This window comes from Undibacterium sp. Xuan67W (assembly GCF_049340165.1).
Lineage (GTDB): Bacteria > Pseudomonadota > Gammaproteobacteria > Burkholderiales > Burkholderiaceae_D > Undibacterium.
In genome coordinates, this window is sequence record NZ_JBMPPN010000003.1 from 74,615 (window position 1) to 98,580 (window position 23,966).

28 protein-coding genes and 1 pseudogene are annotated in these 23,966 nt (G+C 51.9%); 10 read left to right on the plus strand and 19 right to left on the minus strand.

Going from position 1 to position 23,966, the window contains the following annotated elements; genetic code table 11:
* Positions 1-15: 15 nt before the first annotated feature.
* Complete coding sequence (locus tag ACO0LE_RS03495) at positions 16-453, plus strand: hypothetical protein (RefSeq protein WP_422959025.1); 438 nt, start codon at positions 16-18, stop codon at positions 451-453.
* A gap of 102 nt (positions 454-555) precedes the next feature.
* On the opposite strand, the gene ACO0LE_RS03500 is transcribed toward ACO0LE_RS03495, so the two are convergent.
* The gene (locus tag ACO0LE_RS03500; RefSeq protein ID WP_422959026.1) at positions 556-681 is read right to left on the minus strand and encodes a hypothetical protein; all 126 of its coding nucleotides are present in this window, start codon (positions 679-681) and stop codon (positions 556-558) included.
* Here ACO0LE_RS03500 and ACO0LE_RS03505 point away from each other — a divergent pair.
* From ACO0LE_RS03505 to ACO0LE_RS03515, 3 genes are all read left to right on the plus strand, one after another.
* Positions 675-1,406, plus strand: a complete 732-nt coding sequence (locus ACO0LE_RS03505; protein WP_422959027.1) for a histidine kinase dimerization/phospho-acceptor domain-containing protein — start codon at positions 675-677, stop codon at positions 1,404-1,406. The genes ACO0LE_RS03500 and ACO0LE_RS03505 overlap by 7 nt on opposite strands.
* A gap of 80 nt (positions 1,407-1,486) precedes the next feature.
* Positions 1,487-1,834, plus strand: a complete 348-nt coding sequence (locus ACO0LE_RS03510; RefSeq protein ID WP_422959028.1) for a winged helix-turn-helix domain-containing protein — start codon at positions 1,487-1,489, stop codon at positions 1,832-1,834.
* A 66-nt stretch (positions 1,835-1,900) separates the two neighbouring features.
* Complete coding sequence (locus ACO0LE_RS03515) at positions 1,901-2,806, plus strand: DMT family transporter (RefSeq protein WP_422959029.1); 906 nt, start codon at positions 1,901-1,903, stop codon at positions 2,804-2,806.
* A 310-nt stretch (positions 2,807-3,116) separates the two neighbouring features.
* Here the strand turns inward: ACO0LE_RS03515 and ACO0LE_RS03520 are convergent, their stop codons facing one another.
* From ACO0LE_RS03520 to ACO0LE_RS03580, 13 genes are all read right to left on the minus strand, one after another.
* Positions 3,117-4,145, minus strand: a complete 1,029-nt coding sequence (locus ACO0LE_RS03520; protein WP_422959030.1) for an adenosine deaminase — start codon at positions 4,143-4,145, stop codon at positions 3,117-3,119.
* A gap of 18 nt (positions 4,146-4,163) precedes the next feature.
* Positions 4,164-5,081, minus strand: a complete 918-nt coding sequence (gene xdhC / locus ACO0LE_RS03525) for a xanthine dehydrogenase accessory protein XdhC (RefSeq protein WP_422959031.1) — start codon at positions 5,079-5,081, stop codon at positions 4,164-4,166.
* Between the two features lie 135 nt (positions 5,082-5,216).
* Entirely contained in the window at positions 5,217-5,474 is a 258-nt protein-coding gene (locus ACO0LE_RS03530) for a BTH_I0359 family protein (RefSeq protein WP_422955023.1), read from the minus strand.
* 211 nt (positions 5,475-5,685) lie between these two features.
* Positions 5,686-6,150 (minus strand): GTPase, encoded by a 465-nt coding sequence (locus tag ACO0LE_RS03535; RefSeq protein ID WP_422959032.1) that lies wholly within the window; start codon positions 6,148-6,150, stop codon positions 5,686-5,688.
* Between the two features lie 15 nt (positions 6,151-6,165).
* On the minus strand, positions 6,166-6,894 hold the full coding sequence (locus tag ACO0LE_RS03540; protein WP_422959033.1) for a response regulator: 729 nt from the start codon (positions 6,892-6,894) through the stop codon (positions 6,166-6,168).
* An 84-nt stretch (positions 6,895-6,978) separates the two neighbouring features.
* Positions 6,979-9,321, minus strand: a complete 2,343-nt coding sequence (locus tag ACO0LE_RS03545) for a sensor histidine kinase (protein ID WP_422959034.1) — start codon at positions 9,319-9,321, stop codon at positions 6,979-6,981.
* Entirely contained in the window at positions 9,318-9,863 is a 546-nt protein-coding gene (locus tag ACO0LE_RS03550) for a DUF4390 domain-containing protein (protein ID WP_422959035.1), read from the minus strand. The genes ACO0LE_RS03545 and ACO0LE_RS03550 overlap by 4 nt, the downstream gene beginning before the upstream one ends.
* Positions 9,864-10,008: 145 nt before the next feature.
* Positions 10,009-11,508: a 16S rRNA (cytosine(967)-C(5))-methyltransferase RsmB gene (rsmB, locus tag ACO0LE_RS03555; RefSeq protein WP_422959036.1), complete on the minus strand. Its 1,500-nt coding sequence runs from the start codon at positions 11,506-11,508 to the stop codon at positions 10,009-10,011.
* 1 nt (position 11,509) lies between these two features.
* Positions 11,510-12,148, minus strand: coding sequence for a LysE family translocator (locus ACO0LE_RS03560; RefSeq protein ID WP_422959037.1), 639 nt, complete (start codon positions 12,146-12,148; stop codon positions 11,510-11,512).
* A gap of 87 nt (positions 12,149-12,235) precedes the next feature.
* A complete protein-coding gene (locus ACO0LE_RS03565; RefSeq protein WP_422959038.1) occupies positions 12,236-13,120 on the minus strand; it encodes a lysophospholipase in 885 nt (294 codons plus the stop codon).
* A gap of 4 nt (positions 13,121-13,124) precedes the next feature.
* Positions 13,125-13,469 carry a DUF1840 domain-containing protein gene (locus tag ACO0LE_RS03570; protein WP_422959039.1) on the minus strand — a complete coding sequence of 115 codons (345 nt, stop codon included), beginning with the start codon at positions 13,467-13,469 and terminating at the stop codon, positions 13,125-13,127.
* Positions 13,470-13,691: 222 nt separating this feature from the next.
* On the minus strand, positions 13,692-14,954 hold the full coding sequence (locus tag ACO0LE_RS03575; protein ID WP_422959040.1) for an MFS transporter: 1,263 nt from the start codon (positions 14,952-14,954) through the stop codon (positions 13,692-13,694).
* 11 nt (positions 14,955-14,965) lie between these two features.
* Positions 14,966-15,511 (minus strand): hypothetical protein, encoded by a 546-nt coding sequence (locus tag ACO0LE_RS03580; protein WP_422959041.1) that lies wholly within the window; start codon positions 15,509-15,511, stop codon positions 14,966-14,968.
* A 324-nt stretch (positions 15,512-15,835) separates the two neighbouring features.
* Here ACO0LE_RS03580 and ACO0LE_RS03585 point away from each other — a divergent pair, with 324 nt between their 5' ends.
* The 3 genes from ACO0LE_RS03585 (at position 15,836) to ACO0LE_RS03595 (ending at position 17,980) form a co-directional block, all read left to right on the plus strand.
* Positions 15,836-16,228, plus strand: a complete 393-nt coding sequence (locus tag ACO0LE_RS03585; protein WP_422959042.1) for a hypothetical protein — start codon at positions 15,836-15,838, stop codon at positions 16,226-16,228.
* Positions 16,225-17,118 (plus strand): sensor histidine kinase, encoded by an 894-nt coding sequence (locus ACO0LE_RS03590; protein ID WP_422959043.1) that lies wholly within the window; start codon positions 16,225-16,227, stop codon positions 17,116-17,118. The genes ACO0LE_RS03585 and ACO0LE_RS03590 overlap by 4 nt, the downstream gene beginning before the upstream one ends.
* A 70-nt stretch (positions 17,119-17,188) precedes the next feature.
* The gene (locus ACO0LE_RS03595) at positions 17,189-17,980 is read left to right on the plus strand and encodes a LytR/AlgR family response regulator transcription factor (RefSeq protein ID WP_422959219.1); all 792 of its coding nucleotides are present in this window, start codon (positions 17,189-17,191) and stop codon (positions 17,978-17,980) included.
* A 5-nt stretch (positions 17,981-17,985) separates the two neighbouring features.
* On the opposite strand, the gene ACO0LE_RS03600 is transcribed toward ACO0LE_RS03595, so the two are convergent.
* Both ACO0LE_RS03600 and ACO0LE_RS03605 read right to left on the minus strand, forming a co-directional pair.
* Positions 17,986-18,969, minus strand: coding sequence for a DMT family transporter (locus ACO0LE_RS03600; RefSeq protein ID WP_422959044.1), 984 nt, complete (start codon positions 18,967-18,969; stop codon positions 17,986-17,988).
* On the minus strand, positions 18,963-19,112 hold the full coding sequence (locus tag ACO0LE_RS03605) for a hypothetical protein (RefSeq protein WP_422959045.1): 150 nt from the start codon (positions 19,110-19,112) through the stop codon (positions 18,963-18,965). Before ACO0LE_RS03605 ends, ACO0LE_RS03600 begins: the two co-directional genes overlap by 7 nt.
* Before the next feature lie 388 nt (positions 19,113-19,500).
* Between ACO0LE_RS03605 and ACO0LE_RS03610 the strand changes: the two genes are divergently transcribed.
* From ACO0LE_RS03610 to ACO0LE_RS03620, 3 genes and pseudogenes are all read left to right on the plus strand, one after another.
* Positions 19,501-19,842: a hypothetical protein gene (locus tag ACO0LE_RS03610; protein WP_422959046.1), complete on the plus strand. Its 342-nt coding sequence runs from the start codon at positions 19,501-19,503 to the stop codon at positions 19,840-19,842.
* A 267-nt stretch (positions 19,843-20,109) separates the two neighbouring features.
* Positions 20,110-20,430 (plus strand): annotated as a pseudogene (locus ACO0LE_RS03615) (GNAT family N-acetyltransferase); the annotation flags it as partial.
* Between the two features lie 144 nt (positions 20,431-20,574).
* Positions 20,575-21,042, plus strand: a complete 468-nt coding sequence (locus tag ACO0LE_RS03620; RefSeq protein WP_422959220.1) for a nuclear transport factor 2 family protein — start codon at positions 20,575-20,577, stop codon at positions 21,040-21,042.
* Positions 21,043-21,129: 87 nt separating this feature from the next.
* Here the strand turns inward: ACO0LE_RS03620 and ACO0LE_RS03625 are convergent, their stop codons facing one another.
* The 3 genes from ACO0LE_RS03625 to ACO0LE_RS03635 form a co-directional block, all read right to left on the minus strand.
* Positions 21,130-21,777 carry a hypothetical protein gene (locus tag ACO0LE_RS03625; protein WP_422959047.1) on the minus strand — a complete coding sequence of 216 codons (648 nt, stop codon included), beginning with the start codon at positions 21,775-21,777 and terminating at the stop codon, positions 21,130-21,132.
* A 180-nt stretch (positions 21,778-21,957) separates the two neighbouring features.
* Positions 21,958-22,209 (minus strand): DUF1161 domain-containing protein, encoded by a 252-nt coding sequence (locus ACO0LE_RS03630; protein WP_422959048.1) that lies wholly within the window; start codon positions 22,207-22,209, stop codon positions 21,958-21,960.
* Positions 22,210-22,294: 85 nt separating this feature from the next.
* Positions 22,295-23,767 (minus strand): M20 family peptidase, encoded by a 1,473-nt coding sequence (locus ACO0LE_RS03635; protein WP_422959049.1) that lies wholly within the window; start codon positions 23,765-23,767, stop codon positions 22,295-22,297.
* Positions 23,768-23,966 lie beyond the last annotated feature (199 nt).

Below are 23,966 nucleotides of genomic sequence, written 5' to 3' on the forward strand. Positions count from 1 at the left end.
TTACGAACCGGTTTTATGCGACTCACCATAGCAAAGAAAATTTCCTTCTCCGTCATTCTGATACTGGTGATCAGTGTGGTGGTCATGGCTGGCTTAACGAGTAACAACTTGCAAAAGGGATTCAATACGTATTTGCAGCAAAAGCAAGAGCAAGAGTTGCAAATCGTGAGTACGCCGATGGCAAATTATTACCGGGAGAATGCGAGTTTTGAGGGACTTAAACATAATCTGATCGGCGTGCAGCGGGTCATTGATCGCGGGCTAGGACGCGAGCAGGGACGAAGCTTGGAGAGATTGGCAGAGCGTGATCCGAATCTTCAAGAGAACCATCAGCAAAATCGGGATCGTGCCAACCGGGTAACGCGTGAAGAACGTGATACAGACGGTGCCTGCCAAGTTAATGTGAGTCCTGCCGTTGATGGTTCGCTTTGGCCAGAGCACAGACACGCCTAAAAAATACGGATCGCCCGTTTCCGCCACCGCATCGTCCACCATTCAATCTTCCTGCTCGTCCGGCGGATTCTCTCAGTGGGAGCCGCCACCTCAAGTAGACGCTCAGGAGGCGACGTAACCACCATGTTCTCCAACAAGCTCTAATGTACCGCCCCCTGCGCTGCCGCCACCCGCAAATGATTTTTTTAGTGTTGCACCAAGGGTGTCTTTGATCGCTGCGGATGGCACTCCAGTCTTTCGGCGCCTTGCGAATGGGGGCTAATCAAATGCAAAGTCGGGTTATTGTGGAGGGTCTGCAAGTTGGCACGGTGGTTGCTCCGATACCGCAGTTTGTTTTGGACAAGACCAATGCTGGTTTTGTGGATGCGCAGTTGAAAAATATTTTCTGGATCTCGGCCAGTCTGATTCTGATCGCGATACTGTTTAGTATTTGGTTAGGTTCACATTTAGTGCGGTCGATTGCGGAATTACGCCGGGTCACCTGGGAGATCGCATCAGACAAATTACAGGCACGAGCCGATGTGGGTAACCAGAATGAACTCGGCGATCTTGCTCAGCATGTCAATTCTATGGCGCAGGCGCTTGAGCTAAACGAGCAACATCGAGGAAAGATGCTGGCAGATGTTTCACACGAATTGCGTACCCCGTTGACCGTCATGCGGGGCGAAATAGAGGCACTGCTCGATGGTATCCGGGTACTTGACCGTGCGGCGGCGGTCTCGCTGCATGCTGAAGTGCTGCAATTAAATAAACTGGTCGATGATCTGCGCCAGCTCACTCTGGCAGATGCGGGCAATCTTGTTTTTCATTTTTCTCCATTGAATTTGACGGCATTGATAGCCGAGGTAAGCGAGCGCTTCCGCTTGCGTATGCACAAGGCGCAATTGCAGTTCGAGTTGCGTATGCCTGCTGAGGCCGTGATGATTGACGCAGACGCCAGCCGAATCACATAGGTTATCGTCAATCTTCTAGAAAACAGCCTGCGATAGACTATGTCTGCAAACCATTCAGTCCGCGTGAGGTCATTGCGAGAGTGAACGCGCAGTTTAGACGTAGCGGTATGCATGCCGTTGCGCTGCCGGAGAGTAGTTCTGTATTTGTTGTCGATGCCGATAAGATGCTGATTCTGGTTCGCGGCCTCGTCTTAACTCTGACGCCTGCCGAGTTTCGTATTCTGGCGGAGTTGATACGACATCCTGGGCGAGTCTATTCGCGCCAGCAGTTGCTGACGATTTCCAGCGACGAATTGCGTGACAGCAGTGATCGCACGGTTGATTCCCATATTAAAAATATCCGCAAAAAAATCACTGAGCGCCTGCCTGAACTCGACTGCCTGCAATCGGTGTATGGTGTCGGTTATCGTTTTGAGATGGCGACCTGACACCGTCAGCCTCATGTCCTGAGGTTCTATGGCATATTGGCGGTTCTCCGCTTATGATGCCTGTTCATGAAAATCACATCCCGTACCGCTTTGCTCTTAACTTTGCCGCCGCTGCTCTGGGCGGGTAATGCTGTGGTAGGACGGCTGGCGGTGGGCAGCATGCCACCACTATTACTCAACGCCTGTCGCTGGAGTCTGGCGCTGCTGGTGTTGATGCCGCTGGGTTGGCGGGCCTTGCAGCATCCGCGCGATCTGCTGGTGCGCTGGCGTTATCTGTTGCTGCTTGGGGGGCTGGGTGTGGGGTGCTATAACGCCTTGCAGTATCTAGCATTACGCACTTCGACTCCGTTGAATGTGACGCTGATTGCGGCGAGCTTGCCGGTGTGGATGTTGCTGTTAGGCGCGACCGTGTATCGCGAAAAGCCGCGCCGTAATCAAATTCTGGGTGCCGTATTTTCTTTACTCGGCGTGGCACTGGTGCTGTCGCGGGGGCAGTTGTCTGCATTGGCGCAGGTTCAGTTTGTGCCGGGGGATTTGTATATGCTGCTCGCGGTCATGGCCTGGGCTGGCTATAGCTGGTTACTGGCGCGTCCGCCGCTGTCGATGCAAGGTGCGATGCGTCCCGTTTGGGGCTGGGCTGAATTTTTACTGGTGCAGACGAGTTGCGGTCTGATCTTCGCGGGCAGTGCAGCAGGTATGGAGCACATAACGGCCGCGCCCGTGCACTGGACGCCTTGGCTGATCCTGGCCTTGTTGTATGTCGCGATAGGTCCGTCAGTGATTGCTTACCGTTGCTGGGGTCTGGGTGTGGCCGAAGTCGGCCCGACGCTGGCTGCTTTTTTTGGCAATCTGACACCGGTATTTGCCGCGATCTTATCGGCGCTGATGCTGGGTGTCTGGCCGCAATGGTTTCACGCGCTAGCGTTTGTGCTGATCGCCGCCGGCATTATCGTGTCGTCCAGACCGGATTAGCGCGTGTCTGGAAATGAATATACTCACCTAAGTATATTTTCAGTCACTTTATAAAACATGCGGATAAAGGCATATTGGTGATGAAATAATGGGGAGTATAGGTATTGCATTATTTATTGTCTGGTTTTTTTAAAAATAATCAGATCGCTGCGAATCGATTCATGCCATTGCTGTCTCTGAGATTTTTGCCACAGCCTTATCACGAGATCGTTCTGTGGCGTGATGTTGAAGCGCTGACAATCAGGGAAACCGCCAGCGGACTGTAACTTAGCAACTCAGCCCCGCAGTGACAAAAAGCCATCTGCATCGCTTAATGATTCTGGACGTAGCGATCCAGCTCATTGAGCCATTGCTGTTTTTGTTCCGGCGAGGCAAACGAGGCGCAGAAACTGTTCTTGGCAAGTTGGATTAATTCTTCACGCGTCAAGGCTAGTGCATCGGCGGTTGCGATGAAATTCGTCGTCATATAGCCGCCGAAATATGCCGGATCATCAGAATTAATCGTCACGCACAAACCCGCACGCAGCATGCGCGCCAGATTGTGTTGCTGTAAATCGCTGACGACGCACAGCTTCAGATTCGATAGCGGGCAAACCGTCAGCGGCATCTGGGTTTGCACAAGTTTGTGCATCAGTGCCGCATCTTCTTCAGCGCGGACGCCATGATCGATGCGCTCGACTTGCAGTACGTCCAGCGCGCTGTGAATATAGGCTGGAGGTCCTTCCTCACCGGCATGCGCAACTAGCCGGAAGCCGAGTTCGCGACATTGGGCAAAGACGGCGGCGAACTTCTCAGGAGGATTGCCGACTTCGGCGGAATCGAGTCCTATGCCGTTCCACAGATCCGCGTACTGGCTGCGTAAAGGCAATGCAGCTGCCAGTGTCGCGAAAGCGTCTTCCTCACTCAAATGACGCAGGAAGCACAGGATCATACTGCCAGAAAAATCATGGGCGGCTTTCGCTTCGCGCAAAGCACGGGCGATTCCTGCAAATACGATTGCTGTGCTGATACCACGTGCCGTATGGGTTTGCGGGTCGAAGAATAATTCAACATGACGCACATTGTCTGCCCGGGCACGCTCAATATACGCCATGGTCAGGTCGTAAAAATCCTGCTCGGTTTGTAATACAGCCGCCCCGGCATAATACAAATCTAAAAACGATTGCAGATCGCTGAAGTTATAAGCAGCGCGTACTTCTTCGACCGACGTATACGCCAATTGGACCGCATTGCGTTGCGCTAGTGCGAACATTAATTCAGGTTCGAGTGAGCCTTCAATGTGCAAATGGAGTTCGGCTTTTGGCAAGCCGCGAATGAAATCATGTAAGTTGCTAGTCATTGAGTCGCTCTTCGCTGATTATATTGTGAAGGTTGGAATGCTATTGTTGCTGCTGAGTCTGCAATTCAGTACCCTAGCATCGGTATTGTCGGTGGCATCATCGGACCATCGTTGTAATAATTGTGCCGCCACTGCGACGGCAATCACGCCGGGTTCTTTGCCGGTGATGCCGGGTATGCCGACAGGGCACACCATATTTTCTAAAGTCATGGCACTGAATCCCCGCTCACGCAGCCGATGCTCAAAACTCGCACGTTTGGTTTTTGAACCGATCAGGCCGAACCAGGCGACGTCCTGACGGCGCAAGATTTGTTCACTGAGGCGCAGATCCAGACCATGATGATGTGTCATGACCAAAAAATAACTGCGGGGAGGCGCTTGGTCAATCACCGCTTCGGGTGTGTCAGTTGCTTCGCAGATCACATTGACCGAGGTATCCGTAGGAAATAAATGATCGCGTTCATCGACCCAGTGAATCTGACATGGCGTAGCGGATAAAACCTTGACCAGCGCGGCACCGACATGACCGGCACCGAACAGATAGAGTTGCGGTACTGCCGCTTGCTGCTGCCGGTAGTTTTGAAGATGGCGGTCAAATTCGGCATCACTCCATTGATCCAGCCGGTCAAATTGTAATTCCAGCGCGCCACCGCAGCACTGACCCAGACTAGGGCCGAGTGCCAGTCGCTCATAACGTGGCGAAGTCGTTTGTCCCGGCGCTTCTTTCAGCCATAAGCGTGCAATGGCCAGGGCTTTCCATTCAAGATGACCACCGCCGATAGTGCCGTATTGGCTAGTTGCATTGACCAGCATGCGGGTACCCTCGCCTCGCGGTGTAGAGCCGTGCGACCTGATAATCGTGACCAGCACCGCTTGCCGTGAGGCAGGCAAAGCTTGTAGTCCGGTAAGACAGTCTTGAGGAGAAATAGTGGGCATGACGATAGAGCCGAATGGTGTTTTATCAAGATAACACCGTTTACTCAGATCGTCATTAATAGGAAGTGATGTCGCGTATTGCCTGAGCTGATGTTAGCGAACCTGAGAATACGATGCCGTCTTAGTCAATCGTGCTTAGTGCGACCAGACGCGCTGCCCCATGTAATCGTCGAACTGGGCAAGAAATTCATCAATTTCTTCGATGCTGGGTTCAGTAGCGATCAGCTCGTGCACGTCTTTGCGGAAATTAATAACTTGCGGACCGCCGATGAATAATTCTTTATGCACGGATTTATCGGTGATCTCATAGCCACCAAAGCGCAGAGCCTCATGGTCGGTGTCCGCGCCATATTCCACGACGCTATATTGCTCGCTGTTATAGATGAGGTTCATTGTGCATCCTTTCAAAAAACGAAATCGTTGATTTCTCTTGTTAAGGACATGGTGCTGAACTGGCGGTATTTCAAGTCTGCGTATTGTGTACTGTATCGGCGCTGACGACGATTATCGTCCTGTTATCGTCCTGTAATCGTACGGTCAGAGAGGCAGTAAGGCTCTCTTATCGTTGGTTACGGCGTTATGTGGGCATAGCTTTAATCGTATTTTACAGAATCTGCTGATCCGGATTGAGGCGAAGCAAATCGAGATACGGCGCCTGTGATAAAAATGTACGGATCTTGTCGATATGCTCAGTAATGGCAATGCCAATGAATAGCTGAGCTGGTCGCTGGCGCAGCAGGCGATTCAGAGTGACACGCATGGCCAGATTGCCGATGCAGCACATGCAGCCTGGCGCAATACGCTGAAGCAGTAGTGTGGTGGACTTGCTGAGTACGGAGTCACCGCCTGGTAAGCCTTCAAGAATGATGGCAATGCGATGTCCGGGAGCGTGGAGTTCTGTGCCTGTTACTGGAGTTTCGATGAGGTTCTTGACCGAAGGTACGGTCAGATCCGCGATCAGATCCACAATTAAGGCTTCTCTTTGCTGATAATTGCCGCCACTGACTAAAGTAACTGAGGTAACCGAGGTAACTGACGTTACTGAGTTGACTGAAGAAGGTGGCGGCAAGGGTAGAGGCAGGATTTATTCTCCGCGCTTGGCGTATTTCACGGACTCGACGCCGAGCTGTTTGAGCTTGCGATACAGGTGAGTGCGTTCCAGGCCAGTTTTTTCTGCCACGCGTGTCATGCTGCCACCTTCACGGTTCAGATGGTATTCAAAGTAAATACGCTCAAACGCATCGCGTGCTTCTCTCAAGGGCAGATCAAATGACAGATTCGCGAATTGATTATTAACTACCGGTGCGGGGTTTTGTGGCGCGACGAAATTACGCGATTCAAAATTGCTGACGCTGGCAGGGAAGTTGCTGCTGATATTGCCCTGTGCGTTTCCGAGGGACTCGCCAGTAATCACACGCAGTGCCGGCGGAGCGGGACGGGTGACTTCGGGCGTTCTGGTCAGGCCTTGTTGAACCGCTTTCAGCAGTTTTTGCAGGGCGATCGGTTTTTCCAGGAAGTTCAGCGCACCGATGCGAGTTGCCTCAACTGCCGTATCGATCGTAGCATGACCTGACATCATGATGACCGGCATGGTTAGCATGCCATCACGTTGCCATTCTTTAAGCAAGGTCACGCCATCCGTGTCCGGCATCCAGATATCGAGCAAGACCAGATCCGGGCGTGCTGCCGCTCTGGCTTCGCGCGCCTGTTGTGCATTTTCTGCCAGTTGTACGACGTGTCCCTCATCGCCCAAAATCTCCGAGAGCAATTCCCGGATACCCATTTCGTCATCAACGACCAATATGTTTGCCATAAATCTACCCTATTAAATTCTTGCCATTACCATGTTGTGTTCCTCTGCCGGGTTCCATCAAACATGGCAACAGTTAGATCCAAATTAAGTGACATTTGAATCCGGTGCTAACTTTAACAGCAAAATCGATATTTTTGCACCGTTTGTATCGCTACGATTTTGAATATCAATTCTACCGCCGTGTTCATCAATGATTTTTTTGACCATTGCCAGTCCTAAACCTGTGCCGCGCGGTTTGGAAGTTGCATAGGGTTCAAACGCCCGCGCCAGAATTTTGCTGGAAAATCCTGGTCCGTTATCGACAATCGACAGCCGGACCGCCGCCCGCTCGCCCTTGTCGGCACTGGTATAACGTACAACTTCTGTGACGACATCAATTTGTGGCGGCACATCAGGTTTGGCGTTATCAGCGACGGCATCTTGCGCATTTTGTAGCAAATTATGAATGACCTGACGTAACTGTGTTGCATCACCCATAACGGCGGGCAGGTCGCTTGCGAGTCTGAGTTTGATCGCATCACGACCGTCACCGGCGATATACAGATGCAAGACTTCATCGATCAGACCGGAGAGATTCAGCGGCGTCAATACCGCTGGTGGGGTTTTGGCATAGTCGCGGAAATCGTCCACCATGCGCTTCATGGAGGTAACCTGATTGACGATAGTGCTGGTGCTTTTATTCAGGATAGCGACATCAGTTTCACCGAGTTTGTCACGCAACTTCATTTGCAGGCGTTCGGCGGACAACTGGATCGGCGTCAGCGGATTTTTAATTTCGTGAGCGAGGCGGCGTGCGACTTCTCCCCACGCAATCGAACGCTGCGCGGAAATGATGCTGCTGATGTCATCAAATACCACAACGTAGCCATTACCTGAGGCGACCGGCAAATGTGAGCCGCGTGCCAGCAGCGTGATGCCTTGCTCTTCGGTATTGTTGGGCGCGGTGTTCTCGGTCATATTGGTTTGCAGGCGCGGAATTTCGATTTGCTGTTGCCAGTGCTGTGCGTTCTGGTCTTCGCCTCCTGCCGCGGATTGTGCATGTTGTTCCGAGAAGGCTTTATCAACTGCTGCCGCGAAAGCACTCATGCCTTCGATCTCGGCGATAGGTTTGCCTATTTCTTGCTCTAGACTACGTTGCAGGATACGTTCGACAGATTCATTGCAGGTCACCAGATGCGAATGTTGATCCAGCACCATCACGCCTGCTGACATGTTCGCGAGAACTGATTCCAGATACGCTTTGGCGTTTTCAAGTTCATTGCGATTTTTTTCGACAGCAGCGCGGGCATCGAACAACTGGCGCGTCATCGTGTTGAAGGATTGTGTCAGGCTACCTAATTCATCCGAGGTGGTAATGATAGGGCGCGGTGAAAGGTTGCCCTCGGCGACGGCTTTGGTACCTTCTGCAAGGAGCAGTAATGGGCGGGCGAGTTCACCTGAGATCAGAAACGCACTGGTGATTGCGGCGAAAATCGCCAGCAATAACGTCAGTGTCAGTGTGAAGATATACATTGTCTTCAAGCTGCCGCGGCCTAATGATCGCACCTGATACTCACCCCAGGCACTGCGCAAGGCTTCCGCGTGGGTCGCCAGTGAGGCTGGCACAGGATGGATCAATTGCAGATAAACAGGCTCATTCTGTAACGACAGGCCGCCGCTAGAGGTTTGTAGCGCAACGACTACCCGTGAGCGCAGGATGTTACGCGGCTCCGCAGCCAGCACGGGCCGGCTGGCACCTGCTTTGGCGGCGGCATCATCGGTTTGCAGACTAGGTTCGGTATTTCCTTCGGTTGCTGCATAAGCTCGCGACACGCGCGCCTGCCGTATCATGGCTGGTGTGGGGAGTTCTGGTACCAGGCTACCCATATTGCCGGTCGCGGTTGCAACCAGGCGTCCTTTGCCGTTGACGATGGTTGCTTCTTGCACCTCCATTTGTTCGCGCAGGCGCCCGAGTTTGATTGATAGTGAGGTTTCTGAGGGTTCAGCTAGTTGACTAGCCATGTTCTGCGCTTTGGATTGCAGGTCGGACAGCGAAAATTCGAGCGCGCTGTGACCCAGAGTCAGGCCGGATTCCAGTGCGGATTCGACTTTGACATCGAACCAGGATTCAATTGAGCGTGACACAAACTGCACCGAGACCACGTAGATGACGGCGCCAGGTAAGATGCCGACCATAGCAAATAACAATACCAGCCGGGTCATCAGGCGCGAGCCGAACTCTCTGGTACGGTAGCGGCTGAACAAGCGCCATAACAGGGTCAATACCAATAACAGCAGCGCACCTGCGACTACGGCGTTGGCACCCAGCAGCCAGCCGTAAAAATGCTCAAAGCTGGCAGAATTTTCTGATGCAGTGGTCAGGAAGAATAGCAAGATGCTCATCAGAGCACCGCCAATAATCAGGGCGTACCGGAGAAAACGAGTCACTTATCCTCTGCCTTGAAGGTAAATCTTTTCCAGTCAGAGGACAGACGCCAGTCACTGTTATTCAGAGCGTTAATTAAAAAAGGCTTGGGGAGCTGATTCAGGTCAAGCCGCAGACGCACCGCCACGTTATATACCGCACCGTTGGTCAGGACGCCGCGTTCGGCAACTAGCCAGCGCCGCGGGCGCAAGACCAGAGCCAGCGCCTCATCGAGAGAATTAAAATTTTGTTGCAGACTACCATTGATCGCCGCCGTATATTGGCGAGTCCAGAGGTTGTAGGCGATTTTGACAGTTTGTGATGAGCGTATGGTTTTTTCGTCAAACCAGTACCAGCGTGGCCGGCTGAGTTCGACTTCGGTCGTGAAGACCATAGGGATGCCGCGGGTAATGGCATCTTCCAGCCCATGGCCCAGCTCAAATGCGAAGCTAGTGGCGATCCGGTAGCCTTCTTCGCTGCTTTCCAGTCTGGCGGAGGTCACTTCGGCCTCGGCGGCATTCGCAACCGGAAAAATAAGCAAACTCAGCAAGATGAACCAGGCCATCAGCAACGCATGCCGTAGCGGATAGCAAAAGCGTCTGATCATAAGAGTATGAAAAGGCGGAGCGAGGATCATGGTTGTCTAGGGGCGAAAGATGCTATTTGCTGCATCATAGCTTGAAAGTCCTTTGAAATCGCATGAACTTGAATCAGACGGCCGGTTTTTGGAACAAAGCATAGAACAAACCGTCATGATCGTTGTTACCATCCGACGCTGCTGGCAATGCTGTTGGTAACAATTGGTCCGGCGCATCCAGACGGATCGCATGATGACGTTGCGCAAACGCAGCAGCTTGCAATTCTGACTCCATGGGCCAGATGGAGCAGGTGACTAACAGCAGCTTGCCCCCGGGTTTAAGCATCGTCCAGAGATTATCGAGAATCCGTGCCGACAATACCGATAGCTGAACCGCATCGGCCTTGCGGCGCAGCCAGCGAATATCCGGGTGACGACGTACGATACCGGATGCGGTACAAGGCACGTCGGCCAGAATCCGGTCAAACGCCTGGCCATCCCACCAGCCGCTGCGGCTAGCGTCACCGGTTTTAATATCGGCAGACAGTTTCAGCCGGAATAAATTTTCACGGATACGCGTCAGCCGTTGCGGATCAGAATCCAGCGCCAGCACATGCACGTTCGCAGTTTCAAGCATATGGCAGGTCTTGCCTCCAGGCGCGGCACAGGCATCGAGTACCCGCATGCCATCTTGTAAATCCAATAAACCGGCAGCCAGTTGCGCCGCGGCGTCCTGAACTGATACTACGCCTTGTTCAAAACCGGGAATCTGTGTAACCGGTACAGGCTTCGCCAGACGTATGGCGTGAGTGCCTACTTGCGTGGCATCTATTTGCTGGCTTTGTAGCGTCGCCAGATATGCGTCGGTTGTACTCAAACGCTGATTGACTCGCAAGGTCAGTGGTGGTGCCTGATTGCCCGTGCGCAGGATGTCTTGCCATTGCGTCGGATACGCTGCTTTGCACTGATCGACCCACCATTGCGGATAGTTCCAGAGTGCGGCTGGCTGCTTCATGACGCTCGGTAAAAGGCTGTCTTGCTCACGTAAAAAGCGCCGCAAAATCGCATTGACCATGCCTTTGGCATGCGCCATCTGTGGACTTGATGCGGCGGCATTCACTGCCTGATCGACGACGACGAAGGCTTCATAAGGCAATTCCGGCTCGTCGTTGGCATCGCTTTTGACCAGCAGGGTCAGCGCGCAGCAAAGCAAACCATATAACAGGGCAGGTTCAGGCGCTTTGGTGGTCATGGCGGTCAGCAAGGCGTCTACCCGACCGACCTGACGCATGGTGCGATACGAAATATCCTGAATTGCACCGCGTATTTGCGGTATGGCTTTGGTCTGGGTAAAGACTTTTGCCAGCGCTTGCGGCAAAGCGGTTCCCTCCAGGACATAGGCGACTGCCTGCGCTGCACCGACCAGACTAAATGCCAGAGAGTCTGATTTGATTTCAAGATAAGTCACGCCCGGCTCTGATGCGACCTCCCTCTGTAAGGTCTCCTGAACCGGGGGCGGGCGGCTGACAACGGCTTTTGCAGCTGCGGTTTTGCTGCTAGCTGTCCTTGTCGTCGTTGTCTTTGCCGTTTTGCCAGCAGGGCGGGTAATCGTTTTTCTTGGGGGAGGAAGCATATTAATTCTTAGTTAAAGCCAGTTTGAGTCCTAATGCCACAAAGGCAGCGCCTACGGTGCGCTCCAGCCAGACCTTAATCTGCGGATTGCGACCCGCGCGGCGCGCTAGTGTACCAGCCAAAAAGGCTGTTCCACTATTCCAGGCAGTGCTCATCAGGACAAAGGTTGTGCCCAGGATCAAAAATGCCGTAGTTTTGTGATCCGAATCGACCTGGACAAACTGCGGGAAGAACGAGAGAAAAAACAGGACGACTTTAGGATTCAGGATGTTCGTCACCACCGCCTGCCAGAAGATTTTTTGCAAAGGGCGAATATCTTGTGGCACCGGCGCATCGGTCGGGTGAGCGGGTTTAGCCAGCATCATCCGAATACCGAGATAGACCAGATAAGCGCCGCCTGCGAGTTTGATGATGCCAAAAGCGGTCGCTGACGTAGCGAGCAAGGCAGTCAGACCAAATGCCGACGCAACCGAATGGAATAAACAGCCGACCGAGATGCCCAGCGCGGACACCAGGCCGGCAGCACGGCCTTGAGCGACGCTGCGGCCAATGATGTATGCGGTGTCGGGGCCGGGTGTTGCATTTAGCAGCATGACTGCCAGACAAAATAAACCAAAATTGACAATGCCGAAACTAGACATCATGAGACTCCAGAAAAAGGTAAAAAGTTCGAGTTCGCGTTAGCGTCACCAGCCAGTATGGACATCAAGCCCGGCAAGATCCGGCCGTCAGCTCGTCAGGTCTTGATGTGTCGGGGTGAAATGCTGTTGCTCAAGCCAGGTACGTAAGTCATCAAAGACCTTGGTCGCTTCCAGTTCATTAAAGATTTCATGATAAAAACCTTCATAGAAAAACGCCTGAGCAGTGTCCTGTGGCAGTCGTGCAAAAAAGCGCTGACTGCCTTCCGGATCAACCAGATGATCGTCGGCGGCCACCTGCATCAGAACCGGGATTTTTAAATGTGTTGCGTGATCATGCGCATACTCCATGGCAGACAGCATGCTATTAAGCAGGCGGGCGCTGATTTTGCCATGGACCAGCGGATCGTCTTCATAGGCTTTGATGACTTCGGCATCATGTGAGAGATATTGGGTTTTTAAGCCATTCGGGATGCCGACGCCGGGGATCAGGACGCTCGCGACTTTTAGCAGAGCATGCTGAAAACCTGACATCGGGACCGCCAGCGCAGGCGACGACAGGAGCAGAGCGCGGACCGGCGCCAGACCTTCGGTCGCAAAACGTGCGGCAAACAGACCGCCCATGCTGTGACCAAATAATAGCGGCGGGGCACTCAGGTGCTTGCTGAAGCCGTTGATGACCAGGCGCGCATCACGCAACAAAGTTTCCTCGTCAGGACAATCGCCGCGAGCGCCGCCGGATTTGCCATGACCGCGATGGTCATAGGTGCGCACGGTTAAACCGAGTGCATTAAAGAATCGTGCAACGTGCGCATATCGTCCGCAGTGTTCGCCCAGACCGTGCATGATCACGATACCGTCATGCACAGGCGTACTATCGTTTTGCAAGGGCAGCGGCCAGTCGCGAACGAATAAAGGCGTACCGTCCGTGGCGATCAGGTTGAACTCGACTGTTTTATCGATATGCGATGTCATGAATTCAGACGCCCCACATCACTTCACGTTGCATTTTGTGTGCGGCATGCAGCATTTCCAGCAAAGGATAAACGCGGGTCGAGAAGCTCACGGTTTCTACTTTTTCATGATCGTTATCATCACGGTCGTCATTGTGATGAGCGTCGATATCGCGCTTTACTTCTTCAGATACCGGATGTGCCTTGCTCTCGGCAACGGCAGCTTCAATCAGTGCAATCGCGTTGGCTGTTTCAGCAGGGGTAATAATGCCCTGATCGACATTTTTGTTGAGTATTTCCAGAACACGGCGTGCGTGTTCCTTATACATGGTGACTTCGGTTGATGCTTTAGATTTGAAAGTGATTAACATGAACTACTCCTCTTTGGGTTGTTTCAATGGGTCACTAAAACGGGATTGGATCATCCAATGCTTAAGCCGTACAGATAAGTGGATCTCAGTTCCACAGCCTTAGTTTCAATAATAATCCTAAAAACCGAACTAGGAAGTTTAGCAATGCAGCAAATTGTAAAAAACGGACAGAACACTTTCCAGATCGTGTTATTTATTTTGAAGCAAAATTCTTTATGTTTTTTAGTGAAAATCCCTGGCTTTAGCCTTGCTGGTCACAAACAGGAGCCAGATTACCGCCTGAATTAGCACGCAGACACCAAAGCTGGCTCGCATGGCACTGATGGCTGGCCAGCCCGCGCTTTGAAACAAATCAATTGCGATGCCAACACCCCATTGTGTTGAAAAAGCACCGACAAACATCAATAAGTTATAGGCAGTGCTGACGCGTCCCGACAAACTTGCCGGAAACGTCAGGCAGACATGTGTCTGCACCAGAGTCAATACGGTATAGAACAATGCCATCAATAGCCACAGCATCCATGCCCAGTCTGCCTGGATCAGCAAGATCAGACTTTGCGTCACAATCGATCCGGCCAGGCCGATACTCACCACCACCGGTACTGGCCAGCCGGCTTTGCCGGGTGCTGCAATCTTGCGCGGTGCCCACCAGCCCAATGCCAGATAGCCAAGTAGCAGCACCAGGTTCAGCATAAACAAGGCTTGTGCCGATGCATTTTTATCAAGGCCCAGCACCGTGATCATCCACGGTCCAGCCCATAAGGTCTGAAACGCGACGAAAATACCTTGTACGACAAAACCTAGCATGCCCATACGGCGGAAATAAGGATCGCTAAAAATTTCACGGTAGCCGCCAGCGGCAGCCGTTTTGCCTGCGCTAGTTGAGGTCACCGATGTGCTGAATGACTGCTCTACGTCTTTCAGCAAAAAAAACAACGCGGTCGCGACCAGTAATAACAAGCCGCTGGTAATCCAGAACACGCCACGCCAGCCAATGGCAGGCAGCGCCGCATTCACAGGTACCGTAGCGATCAGTGCACCGGAGGTGCCCGCAACCAGCATCCAGCTGGCGAGCTGGCTCTGCTGTTGCGGCGCGAACCACTGGCGATAGGCTTTAAATGAGGCCATCAGACAGGCCGAGACACCCACGCCAATCAAGGCGCGACCTATCCATAGACCGAGCAAGCTATGGCTCATGGCAAAAATCGCCGCGCCGAGTGCCGCGAATAAGAGCAGCGTGGATTCGGTACGACGGGCGCCATATCGATCGAGCCAGATACCAAGCGGCAGTTGCAGGCAGCCAAAACTTACGAAGTAAGCGGACGACAACAAACCCAGATCCGCATTACCGAGATGAAGTTCTGCGATCAGGGACGGTGCGATAACCGCATTGACCGCACGCAAGGCGTATGACAGCAGATAGCCGGAAGCAAAACACAGAAAAACACGGATCGCAGCGCGGCCTTGCAGGGGAAAGGTTTTCAAATGCGGGCGGCCTAATTAATTTTGAACGAGGTCATATAGGTGTCGATGGCATCCCGTGTCACCGCTTTTTCACGTCCCATCACTATCACCTGATAAACCCAGGGGCCGCGCGTGACAAACTTCGCAGCAAGTATGACGGGCTGACCATTTTGCAGATTGCCGCGTGCCTCGATATCGCTTCCTTGCAGTGTTGTGCTGGCTTTTTCGCTGGTGATCGTGCCGTGAATATTGCTGAGCATACCGCTCTTCATTGCAGCCAGCACGGCAGGGATTTTAGTCGCATCGTCAATTTTTGCACTACCTATCGCAAAGCTGACGCCATCTGCGTCTGCGCCGGTCATTTGCATGGTCAGCGTTATACCTTCTAATTGCATGGTACGCGAATACGTCGATGGCTTGGCAGGCAATAGTATGCTGTAAGGCGCATCGCCACCGCGCACTTCCCGCCAATCGAATTTCGGAGAGCAGGCGCACAGCAGCACTGCGCAACATAGTGCGGCGAAGCTGGCGGAGCAATAGCGAGCGGTGCAACGTGGTGTGGATAATGACGCGGACAAGGATGATAGTGAGAATAATGAGAAAGACATAGAGACGATAAACTCATCACCTGTTGTCAGGCGGTTTGCTGGGGAAGAGAGACGTATTGTATGCCACACGAGGCATGTCAGCATCTGTCAGCGGATTTTCTGCATACCGCGGATGTAGTTGCGCATGGATACAGTCTCAAATGCTTTACCGCTTATCTGTTGCAATCACAGCTCAATCCCCCTACTCTGCCATTGGTCGCATGGCGATGGATAGAGGTTTTTGTTTGAAATACAGTGTGCTCATTGGCAGTTGAATGCCATCTCAACAATGTCACTATCCGAAGGAATTGAATCATGAATCAGCAACAAAATCATCAGGCTAACGAGCAAAGTAGTCAGCAAAACAAGGAGCAAAACAAGGAGCAAAACAAGGAGCACACTACGCTACAGGCCATCACCGCCTTGTTGCGTGACTTGCTGTTTGAATTCGTCGCTCTGGCACGTCGGGGTTTGCGCTGGGCAAATCGGTTGCCTATGCCTCAGTTGTTATCGCTGGCAATCGGGGTCGCCTTATTGCTGACGATCTTGCCTCTGGCCTTAACCCTGTTCATGGTGTTTTTAGTCATCAAAGTGCTGCTGTTATGCAGCGTATTAGCGACCCGCAAGGCGCGTCAACGCGGAACACGTTTAGAGTTCTCGCGGCCCGCTGAGTCAGGCACGGCTGGCAAGGAGGAAGGTGTTCAATGAGTCCTCGTAACGGAGATAATCGCATCCTGACGGTCGTCCTGGACATTTTTGAGACGGCGACTGTCTTGTGGTGGCGCTTCTTCGACTGGGTTGCCGTGATGTCGTGGAAGACGTTGGGTGTAGTCGTCCTGACCGCCTTCATCATCGCTGCACCAGTGTTGAGATTGCCTGAGCTGGGTTTGTTTTTTGTGGTGATCTCGGTCGCCATCAAAGTGCTCGCAGGCGGGAAGCGCAGCGCGGATTTAAAAGCCGCAGAAGCTACGAGCCAGGCTAATGTGGAGGCTCTGGAGCGGCGTCTAATGGAAGCGCAAATTGCGGCGTTGCAGGCACAGATAGAGCCCCATTTCCTGTTTAACACTTTGGCTTTAATCGGACAGCTGATCGAGACCGATCCTCTGCAGGCATCACAAATTCACGCACATCTGATTCAGTATCTGCGTTCTGCCATGCCGCAGATGCGGGAAAAAAATACCGGTAGGCTAGGGCAGCAAGTCGCCCTTTCCCGTGCATATCTGAACATCATGCAAGCACGTATGCGTGACCGCTTGACGGTGAATTTTGATGTCCCCGTGTATTTGGCCGATGCGGCATTTCCATCGATGATGCTACAGACGCTGGTTGAGAATTCGATCAAGCACGGACTGGAACCAAAAACTGAAGGTGGCTATATCGATATCCATGCAGGTCTGGCCGATAGGCATTTGCAGGTGATCGTCAAGGATAATGGCGTTGGTTTTGACGTACATGCCGGTGACGGTATAGGCTTGAGTAATATCCGTGAACGTTTGAAGGTGCTGTATGGACAAGAAGCACAGCTCCTGATCGAGGCTCCGCTGGATGGTGGTGCGCAAGTCAGTATTTCTGTGCCGTATTCACCGGTCCAGATTTAATCGCAGCGTATTTAAAAATAGGAGGATAAATCCCTTGACTAGTGCTCTGATTGTTGATGACGAACCGCCAATGCGTGAGCAGTTGCGCGCCCGTTTACACGAGGTCTGGCCAGAATTGCAAATCGTTGCCGAGGCGGGAAATGGCATCGCCGCGGTCGAGCTCACCGCACTCCATCATCCGCAGATTATTTTTCTCGATATCCGCATGCCAAGCCAAAGCGGTATTGAAGCAGCGCGCCAACTGCTTGGTCAGGCGCATGTTGTCTTTGTGACGGCGTATGATGAGTATGCTGTGCAGGCTTTTGAACAAGGTGCGGTCGATTATTTGTTAAAGCCGGTAGATATCGAACGCCTGCGCACAACCTGTGAACGGATACGTCAGAGAATTGCAGTGTCGTCTCAGGCCAGTACCATCAGGAATAATGTAAACAGGGTTAACGACGCCAGTGGTTACAGCAATCCGCAGACAGCATCGCATAACGAACAGATCATGCAGTTGCTGAATCAGCTCAGCCAGCATCAACAGCCCAAGCGCGACTACCTGAGCTGGATACAGGCCAGCGTCGGCAGTAGTTTGCGCATGATCAGTACCCGTGAGATTTTGTTTTTCCAATCGGATGAAAAATATACTCGCGTGCAAACCGATACTACCGAAGTGCTGATCCGTAAAACGCTGAAAGAACTTGAGGATGAACTTGATCCCGATGAATTCTGGCGCATCCACCGCTCTACCCTGGTACGGGTGGATGCGATCACCGAAGTCGTCCGTGATTTTCGCGGACGACAATTAGTACAACTCAAAAATCATCCTGAAAAGCTCGAAGTCAGCCGTAATCACTCACACTTATTTCAGCAGATGTAGTGTCGTCAATGCGGTGCTGGCTGAAACGCTCGCACCGCCAGCGTTACGCCCGCGCAGAGCAAGACCACCCCAACCAGGATTTGCGGTGCAGGCGGACTCCCACGCAGGATAAACGCGTACAACAAGGCGGCCAGCGTCTCAAATACGATCAATTGTCCGGCGAGGCTGGTAGGGAGTTTTTGACTGGCGAGATTCCATAACAGCGTTCCCAGCCAAGACGCCAGCAAACCTAAGGCTGCCATGACAAGAACAAACTTTAAAGGCGTGCTTCCCAAAGGAAATGCGAAAACTGCTCTGCTAACGGTAGCGCCAGAATCCTGCTGTAGCCATGCGTATAAACCATATCCAAGATAGCCAATCAGTGCCAGTGGCAGCGTTGTCAGACCTTGCGCCGTTGCCCACGTACTCGAGCTGATATGTGCATACACCTTCATATAGCGGCCATTCATGATTGGGTACCAGGTCCAGGCCGCGACCGCAATCAGCGCAATCAGACCACCTTTGACATAGTCAGCAAGACTGCGCTGGCTGTTGAGACTCACTTCGGTGAAATGCGCCATTTCAGCCGCATTTACAAAGAGTAATCCCGCCAGAATAATCAGCAAAGGCAAGGCCAGTTTTTTCCACGCGATACTGTCGCCGGGATGGTGCGGTGACCAGTTGGAACAGATCGCGATTACTACGGGCAGCGTGCCGATGAGCATGGTCGGCAACGGCGCATCCGCAAGCTGAATTGCCGTGGCGAGTGCGGAGTAATAAATGATATTGCCGACCAGCGCGAGTTTCAGTGCAGCCAGCCAGTCCTGGCGGCGTAATTGCAAGATACGCTGACGGTCAAACCACGCAGGAATCAAGGCGATCAGGCCAAACGCAGCATAGCGGCCAAACGATAAAATAACGCCCGGATAATCCGGCAAAATCAGCGGCGTGATGAATACTAGTCCCCATAACAAGCCTGCGCCGAGTGCCGCAAGTACGCCGCTCAGCATGGGATGCCGTTGAATAAAAAGAGCGGTATAGTGTGAAATAACATGGTCATGGTCGTCGGTGGTAATGGTGTTTTTTTACGTAGTCGCTCCTGCGAAGGCAGGAGCGCGGTGGCTTTCACTGGCTGCCCGACGTCAATGGTCATCGGATTCCGATTTTCTTGGGGCTGCTGGAACAACTCACTTTACAGTTGATTCTCTCATCCCTTGTGCTCTGCACGTATGAGCATGTGAGCATGTGTCAACCAGGCTCGCCGTATCAATCATCAGTCCGACATCATCCCAGATTTTTCATCACACCGCTCCATCACCGCAGATGGATTTATAGCTGGTATTTTCGGGTGATGCATACTTCAGCGGTGTGAGTGTAGGCGCCTGCCCGGTCTGCCGGGGGTTCCTGCTTTTTACCAGCGATGACACAATTCGCATCAGAAAGATGAAATGCTCTGCAGGATTTGTTACCATGATGTATCACCATATTTGATCGGTCTCGCGATGTCACTCCGTTACTCTCTGTGCTTATGCATCTGCGCAATGACTTTGCTCTCGGCTTGTGACCGTCTTGGTCTGCCCGACCCCGCCAAAGAAGCCGCCACCAAAGAAGCTGATGCTCGCGCGACTGGCAGTGCCTGCCGTCATTCTGGCCGGGCGATTGAGGATTGTTATGCCCTCAACCCCGATGCATCACGCGCCGCGGTCTACGCCGGTTGGAAAGAAATGAATGATTACATGCGTGAAAACAAGATCGAGACCGTCAAGCCAGAAAAAGAATTGGAAGCTCCGGCCAAAGTAGACGAAAGCGCGAGTGCCTCTGCCAGCGCCTCCGCATCGGCCTCCGCCAGCGCAAGTTCAAAATCCTCTAAATCTTCTCGCTAGTAGTCCGTGGGCTGGCTGAGCGGCGTGTTACAAACAGCCTCAGTCATGCAATTCGCAAATCCGCACAGGATGCACAGTTTTCTGCTGATATTTAACATACTCCTATAGAGTATTTTTAAAGTCCCTAGGTAATTAGAGCGGATTAGGTCCTATTTTCTTAAAAAGAGGGAGAGTATATGTCCCCGCTATGTAATGAACTACCGACTCATGCAGGCTGCGGATTTCCCCGCAGTCTATGCAATACAAAAGCTACGCTACCACCCAACGATGGTCGAGCCACTCGCTTTGCTCAAGTCTCGCTGGCGTTCGACGCCTGATACCAGTTGGGTAGCTGAGGATGAGCAAGGTGTTTGCGCCTACCTGTTTGCCTATCCCTCGGTACGAGGCACGAACACATGTTTAGGCGCTGATTTTGCCATTGCTGCTGCTCCCGATTGCCTGTATCTGTATGATCTCGCGGTCGCCCCGCGCGCGGCAGGACAAGGCGCAGGAGCTGGCTTGGTACAAACAGCTTTGCAAAATGCCATGGGTTTGCGGTATTCTTGCTTGGTATCAGTACAAAGCACCCGTCAGTTCTGGCAACGACAAGGCTACACCGAACAGACAGAACTGGACCATGAGCAGCAGGCTTGCTTGGACACGTACACCGGACCTGCTTCGTATTGGATCAAACCTCTGACCGCACCATCAAGAGCAGCGAACGTCACTGCTAACGATCAAAAAGGATTATGTATGCACCCGAATGCCAAGTTGTTAGAGCAATTTTATTCCGCATTTCAACGTCTGGATGCTGAAACGATGGCGGCTTGTTATGCCGCTGATGTTGAATTCTCTGATCCGGTTTTTCCGAGTCTGCAAGGTAGCGAAGCAGGTGACATGTGGCGCATGCTGACTTCGAAGGCACAGAATTTTTCTATCGTCTTTGACGGCATCAGTGCTGATGATCAGCGCGGTCAGGCGCATTGGGTCGCGACCTACACTTTCTCACAAACCGGCCGCACCGTCGTCAACGACATCCAGGCGAATTTCGCTTTCCGCGACGGCAAAATCGTCAATCACCACGATCATTTCGATATCTGGACATGGTCACGCCAGGCGCTGGGATTAAAAGGTTTGCTGCTGGGTTGGACGCCGATTGTCAGAAATGCGATTCAGGCGCAGGCGGCGAAGGGGCTGGCGATATTTCGTAGTAAGAAATAGTTTGTCGGGTCGTTTGAGCGTTGAGCATAAGGGTTCAGCCGAACCACTTAACGTCTGTTTGTGTGCAAGGGCTTAGTCGGTATTTATTTACTTACCTCTGGCGGCGTTTCGTAAGAGTATATCGAGGTCGTTGATGTTTAATGTATCCCACGAATACATTACTCCATCAAAATTTCCTGAGTAATCATTTAATACTTTGCCCATAATTCTGCCTGCATTTGCTAAATCGCTCCATCTGATCGGAGCCTCGTTTTGAAGTCGTTCACGGTCAAAGAAGTAATCTTTGTCAAAATGACCGTGAAATTTATCTCTCCGCAAACGAAAGCTTTTCAAGACTTCTAGGTCACGAATTTTTTCTCTGTCTTTTTCAATTGTCTCCATAGTAATTGGAGTTCTTCTCTGAAGCATCCAATGTTCATCAGGGAAATCTCTAAGGCGCTGTAGTTCAGTGGTCGTTAACCACTTTCGGTTATGTTCAATAAATTTCAGAAAATTGAAGAGACTACGTTCTCCTCGCTCGTCAAATAATTTGTCCGCCCACAATACTATGGTTGTGAATAGCGAGCTCTCTACAGAACCAAAGAAGGCTGGTGCCATATTAATAGCATTTATTTGGGTAGTCTTTACCTCTTGGATTTGTCGGTAGACCGCGACGCTATCGTGAAAGCGGTTTATTTCATACCGTAGATACGTTCGATAATTAATAAAGTGATGCTCGAACTCTTCTTGTTGCATGTTGATGTTTGCTAACGAGTAGGTTTTTTAGTTATAAAAATATGTAACAGACGCCAGAACTAGTGCTCCATACATTTCGATTAATTGCTGAACAATTTAATGCCAGTATAGAGATGCATAATAAAACAGCGATTGACTCACCAATCGCTGTTTCATTTTCTACCCAGAAAATTCCCTGGCCTATTCCTCTTTATCGGCTTTCGCTGATTTTGTTTTAGTGTAGATAATTTTCTTTTTGCCACCATCACAAACACCGACGACGCGGTTTTTTGTTTCTACGTCTTTGCTGACTACTTGCAGGCTGTAGTTCTTGACGCCTTTGCCTTCGAGTTTTTTCTCAACTTTTTCTTTTATATCCACACAAGGCGTGATGGCTGCCATGCTGCTGGTGGAGATCAAAATCAAGCTGCTTGCCAGAATAAATGGTTTCATTGAACATGCTCCTCGGTTTTGATGGATATTCGTGAACAGATTTTTCTTTCTATGCAAACATCGCATATAAATCTCTACTCGGCAATCACTTGCTCGAATTCAGCAATAGTTGATGGTAAAAACGTATCATTTCTACATAGTTCTTGACTGAAATCCGTTCATTGGTGCCGTGGAAGCGCGGCAGGTCTTCTGTCGTTGCCCTGACTGGTGAGAATTTAAAAATATGCTGGCTCAACGCTGAAAAATGTCGTGAGTCGGTGGCGCCCAACATCAGGCCGGGTGCCACTATCGTATTGGGAAACACCTCGCGCACGGTTCTGTGCAGATGCTGGTAGGCCGCTGAATCAATCGGTGATATCGGTGACGGTTCCGAATTGCTGGGCATGGCATTGACCTTAATTGCTTCGTTGGCGATGGTCGTTTGAATGTGTTGCGCTACCGTGGTCTGGGTGTCTCCCGGTAAGGTGCGAAAGTTGACCAACGCGTCGACCTGACCTGGTAAGACATTGTCCTTGTCGCCGCCATGGATGACGGTGAGGGCGGTGGTGGTGCGCAGCATGGCGTTGGTGCTGGCACTCTTCGCGAGTTGTTGCTGGACCAGTGGACGGAACAGCCAGAGATTCGATAAGAGGACACGGTTGAGACCGTGCATTTCTGGTGCGATGGTGTCGAACATGTCTAGTGCGACACCACGTATCTGCGCCGGGAATTGCTGGTCTTCCAGTCGTGCGAGCGCGACACTCATCATGCCGATGGCGGTTTTTTCGGGTGGCATGGAGGAGTGTCCCGGCGTCGCTGTGGCGCTAAGATTGAAGGTGGCATAGCCTTTTTCTGCGATGCCGATCAGGGCCGCGGACTGGTCGAGCCCTTTGAGGATGCCTTCGGTGATCAGCATTCCTTCATCGAGAATGTAGTCGAGTTTGACAGCGCGGCTTTGCAAGAGGTTGGCCATTACTTTGGCACCTTGCAGACCGTTAACTTCTTCATCGTGGCCGAAGGCGAGGTAGACGGTCTGGCGCGGTTGAAAGCCACTGGCGAGGAGTGTCTCTACCGCTTCGAGTATGGCAAACAAATTGCCTTTGTCATCCCATGAGCCGCGACCCCAGATAAAACCGTCTTTGATGACGCCGTCAAAAGGCGCTTGTTGCCAGTTTTGTTCGGTATTCGGTGCGACGGGAACCACATCCTGATGTGCCATGAGCATGATGGGCAAGGCTTTTGGGTCACTGCCTTGCCAGGTGTAGAGCAGGCTTGCGGCGCCGACAGTTTCGCGTGTCAGTCTGGCATGAATCAGCGGGTAGGCCTGATCAATATGTTGGTGCAGTTTTTTAAATTCGTCTGCGCTTTGTTCCGGCAAGCCCGCTTTTCCCTGGCGTGAGATGGTTTGATAGCGCAAGGCAGTCGCCAGCCGTTGTGCTACAACACTCGCGTCGATCGCCAAAGGGGCGACTGGTTGAACGGGTAGTTGACGTGAGCCGGTACTGACGGTTTTAATGAGGACGGCTGCTATCAGGCACATCAATGCGACAAGCACAAAAAGAAAAAAGCGTTTTATCATGAAGTCTGGTCTCATTATTGTTGGCAGGTGTACGATAGTATAAGCATAGACTTTACTTATTCGATTTCTAAATCAATCTTGCTGTGATGGTGTGTTTACTATCATTGCCGCGAGCAAACTGCATGACAGCACTACCAGAGCCTGAGGATTCAGGCACGGTGAATCTGGAAATAAAATAACACCAGCCTTGGCAACAGAA

Bases quoted from the DNA above. Each gene is read 5' to 3' on its own strand.
- ACO0LE_RS03610 (WP_422959046.1), top strand. From the start codon at position 19,501: ATGACTTTGCTCTCGGCTTGTGACCGTCTTGGTCTGCCCGACCCCGCC.
- ACO0LE_RS03560 (WP_422959037.1), bottom strand. From the start codon at position 12,148: ATGTCTAGTTTCGGCATTGTCAATTTTGGTTTATTTTGTCTGGCAGTC.
- ACO0LE_RS03530 (WP_422955023.1), bottom strand. From the start codon at position 5,474: ATGAACCTCATCTATAACAGCGAGCAATATAGCGTCGTGGAATATGGC.
- ACO0LE_RS03540 (WP_422959033.1), bottom strand. From the start codon at position 6,894: ATGGCAAACATATTGGTCGTTGATGACGAAATGGGTATCCGGGAATTG.
- ACO0LE_RS03600 (WP_422959044.1), bottom strand. From the start codon at position 18,969: ATGCTGAGCGGCGTACTTGCGGCACTCGGCGCAGGCTTGTTATGGGGA.
- ACO0LE_RS03595 (WP_422959219.1), top strand. From the start codon at position 17,189: ATGCGTGAGCAGTTGCGCGCCCGTTTACACGAGGTCTGGCCAGAATTG.
- ACO0LE_RS03620 (WP_422959220.1), top strand. From the start codon at position 20,575: ATGCACCCGAATGCCAAGTTGTTAGAGCAATTTTATTCCGCATTTCAA.
- ACO0LE_RS03605 (WP_422959045.1), bottom strand. From the start codon at position 19,112: ATGACCATTGACGTCGGGCAGCCAGTGAAAGCCACCGCGCTCCTGCCT.
- ACO0LE_RS03550 (WP_422959035.1), bottom strand. From the start codon at position 9,863: ATGGCCTGGTTCATCTTGCTGAGTTTGCTTATTTTTCCGGTTGCGAAT.
- ACO0LE_RS03635 (WP_422959049.1), bottom strand. From the start codon at position 23,767: ATGATAAAACGCTTTTTTCTTTTTGTGCTTGTCGCATTGATGTGCCTG.
- ACO0LE_RS03625 (WP_422959047.1), bottom strand. From the start codon at position 21,777: ATGCAACAAGAAGAGTTCGAGCATCACTTTATTAATTATCGAACGTAT.
- ACO0LE_RS03630 (WP_422959048.1), bottom strand. From the start codon at position 22,209: ATGAAACCATTTATTCTGGCAAGCAGCTTGATTTTGATCTCCACCAGC.
- ACO0LE_RS03585 (WP_422959042.1), top strand. From the start codon at position 15,836: ATGAATCAGCAACAAAATCATCAGGCTAACGAGCAAAGTAGTCAGCAA.
- ACO0LE_RS03570 (WP_422959039.1), bottom strand. From the start codon at position 13,469: ATGTTAATCACTTTCAAATCTAAAGCATCAACCGAAGTCACCATGTAT.
- xdhC (WP_422959031.1), bottom strand. From the start codon at position 5,081: ATGCCCACTATTTCTCCTCAAGACTGTCTTACCGGACTACAAGCTTTG.
- rsmB (WP_422959036.1), bottom strand. From the start codon at position 11,508: ATGCTTCCTCCCCCAAGAAAAACGATTACCCGCCCTGCTGGCAAAACG.
- ACO0LE_RS03565 (WP_422959038.1), bottom strand. From the start codon at position 13,120: ATGACATCGCATATCGATAAAACAGTCGAGTTCAACCTGATCGCCACG.
- ACO0LE_RS03495 (WP_422959025.1), top strand. From the start codon at position 16: ATGCGACTCACCATAGCAAAGAAAATTTCCTTCTCCGTCATTCTGATA.
- ACO0LE_RS03515 (WP_422959029.1), top strand. From the start codon at position 1,901: ATGAAAATCACATCCCGTACCGCTTTGCTCTTAACTTTGCCGCCGCTG.
- ACO0LE_RS03590 (WP_422959043.1), top strand. From the start codon at position 16,225: ATGAGTCCTCGTAACGGAGATAATCGCATCCTGACGGTCGTCCTGGAC.
- ACO0LE_RS03520 (WP_422959030.1), bottom strand. From the start codon at position 4,145: ATGACTAGCAACTTACATGATTTCATTCGCGGCTTGCCAAAAGCCGAA.
- ACO0LE_RS03505 (WP_422959027.1), top strand. From the start codon at position 675: ATGGCACTCCAGTCTTTCGGCGCCTTGCGAATGGGGGCTAATCAAATG.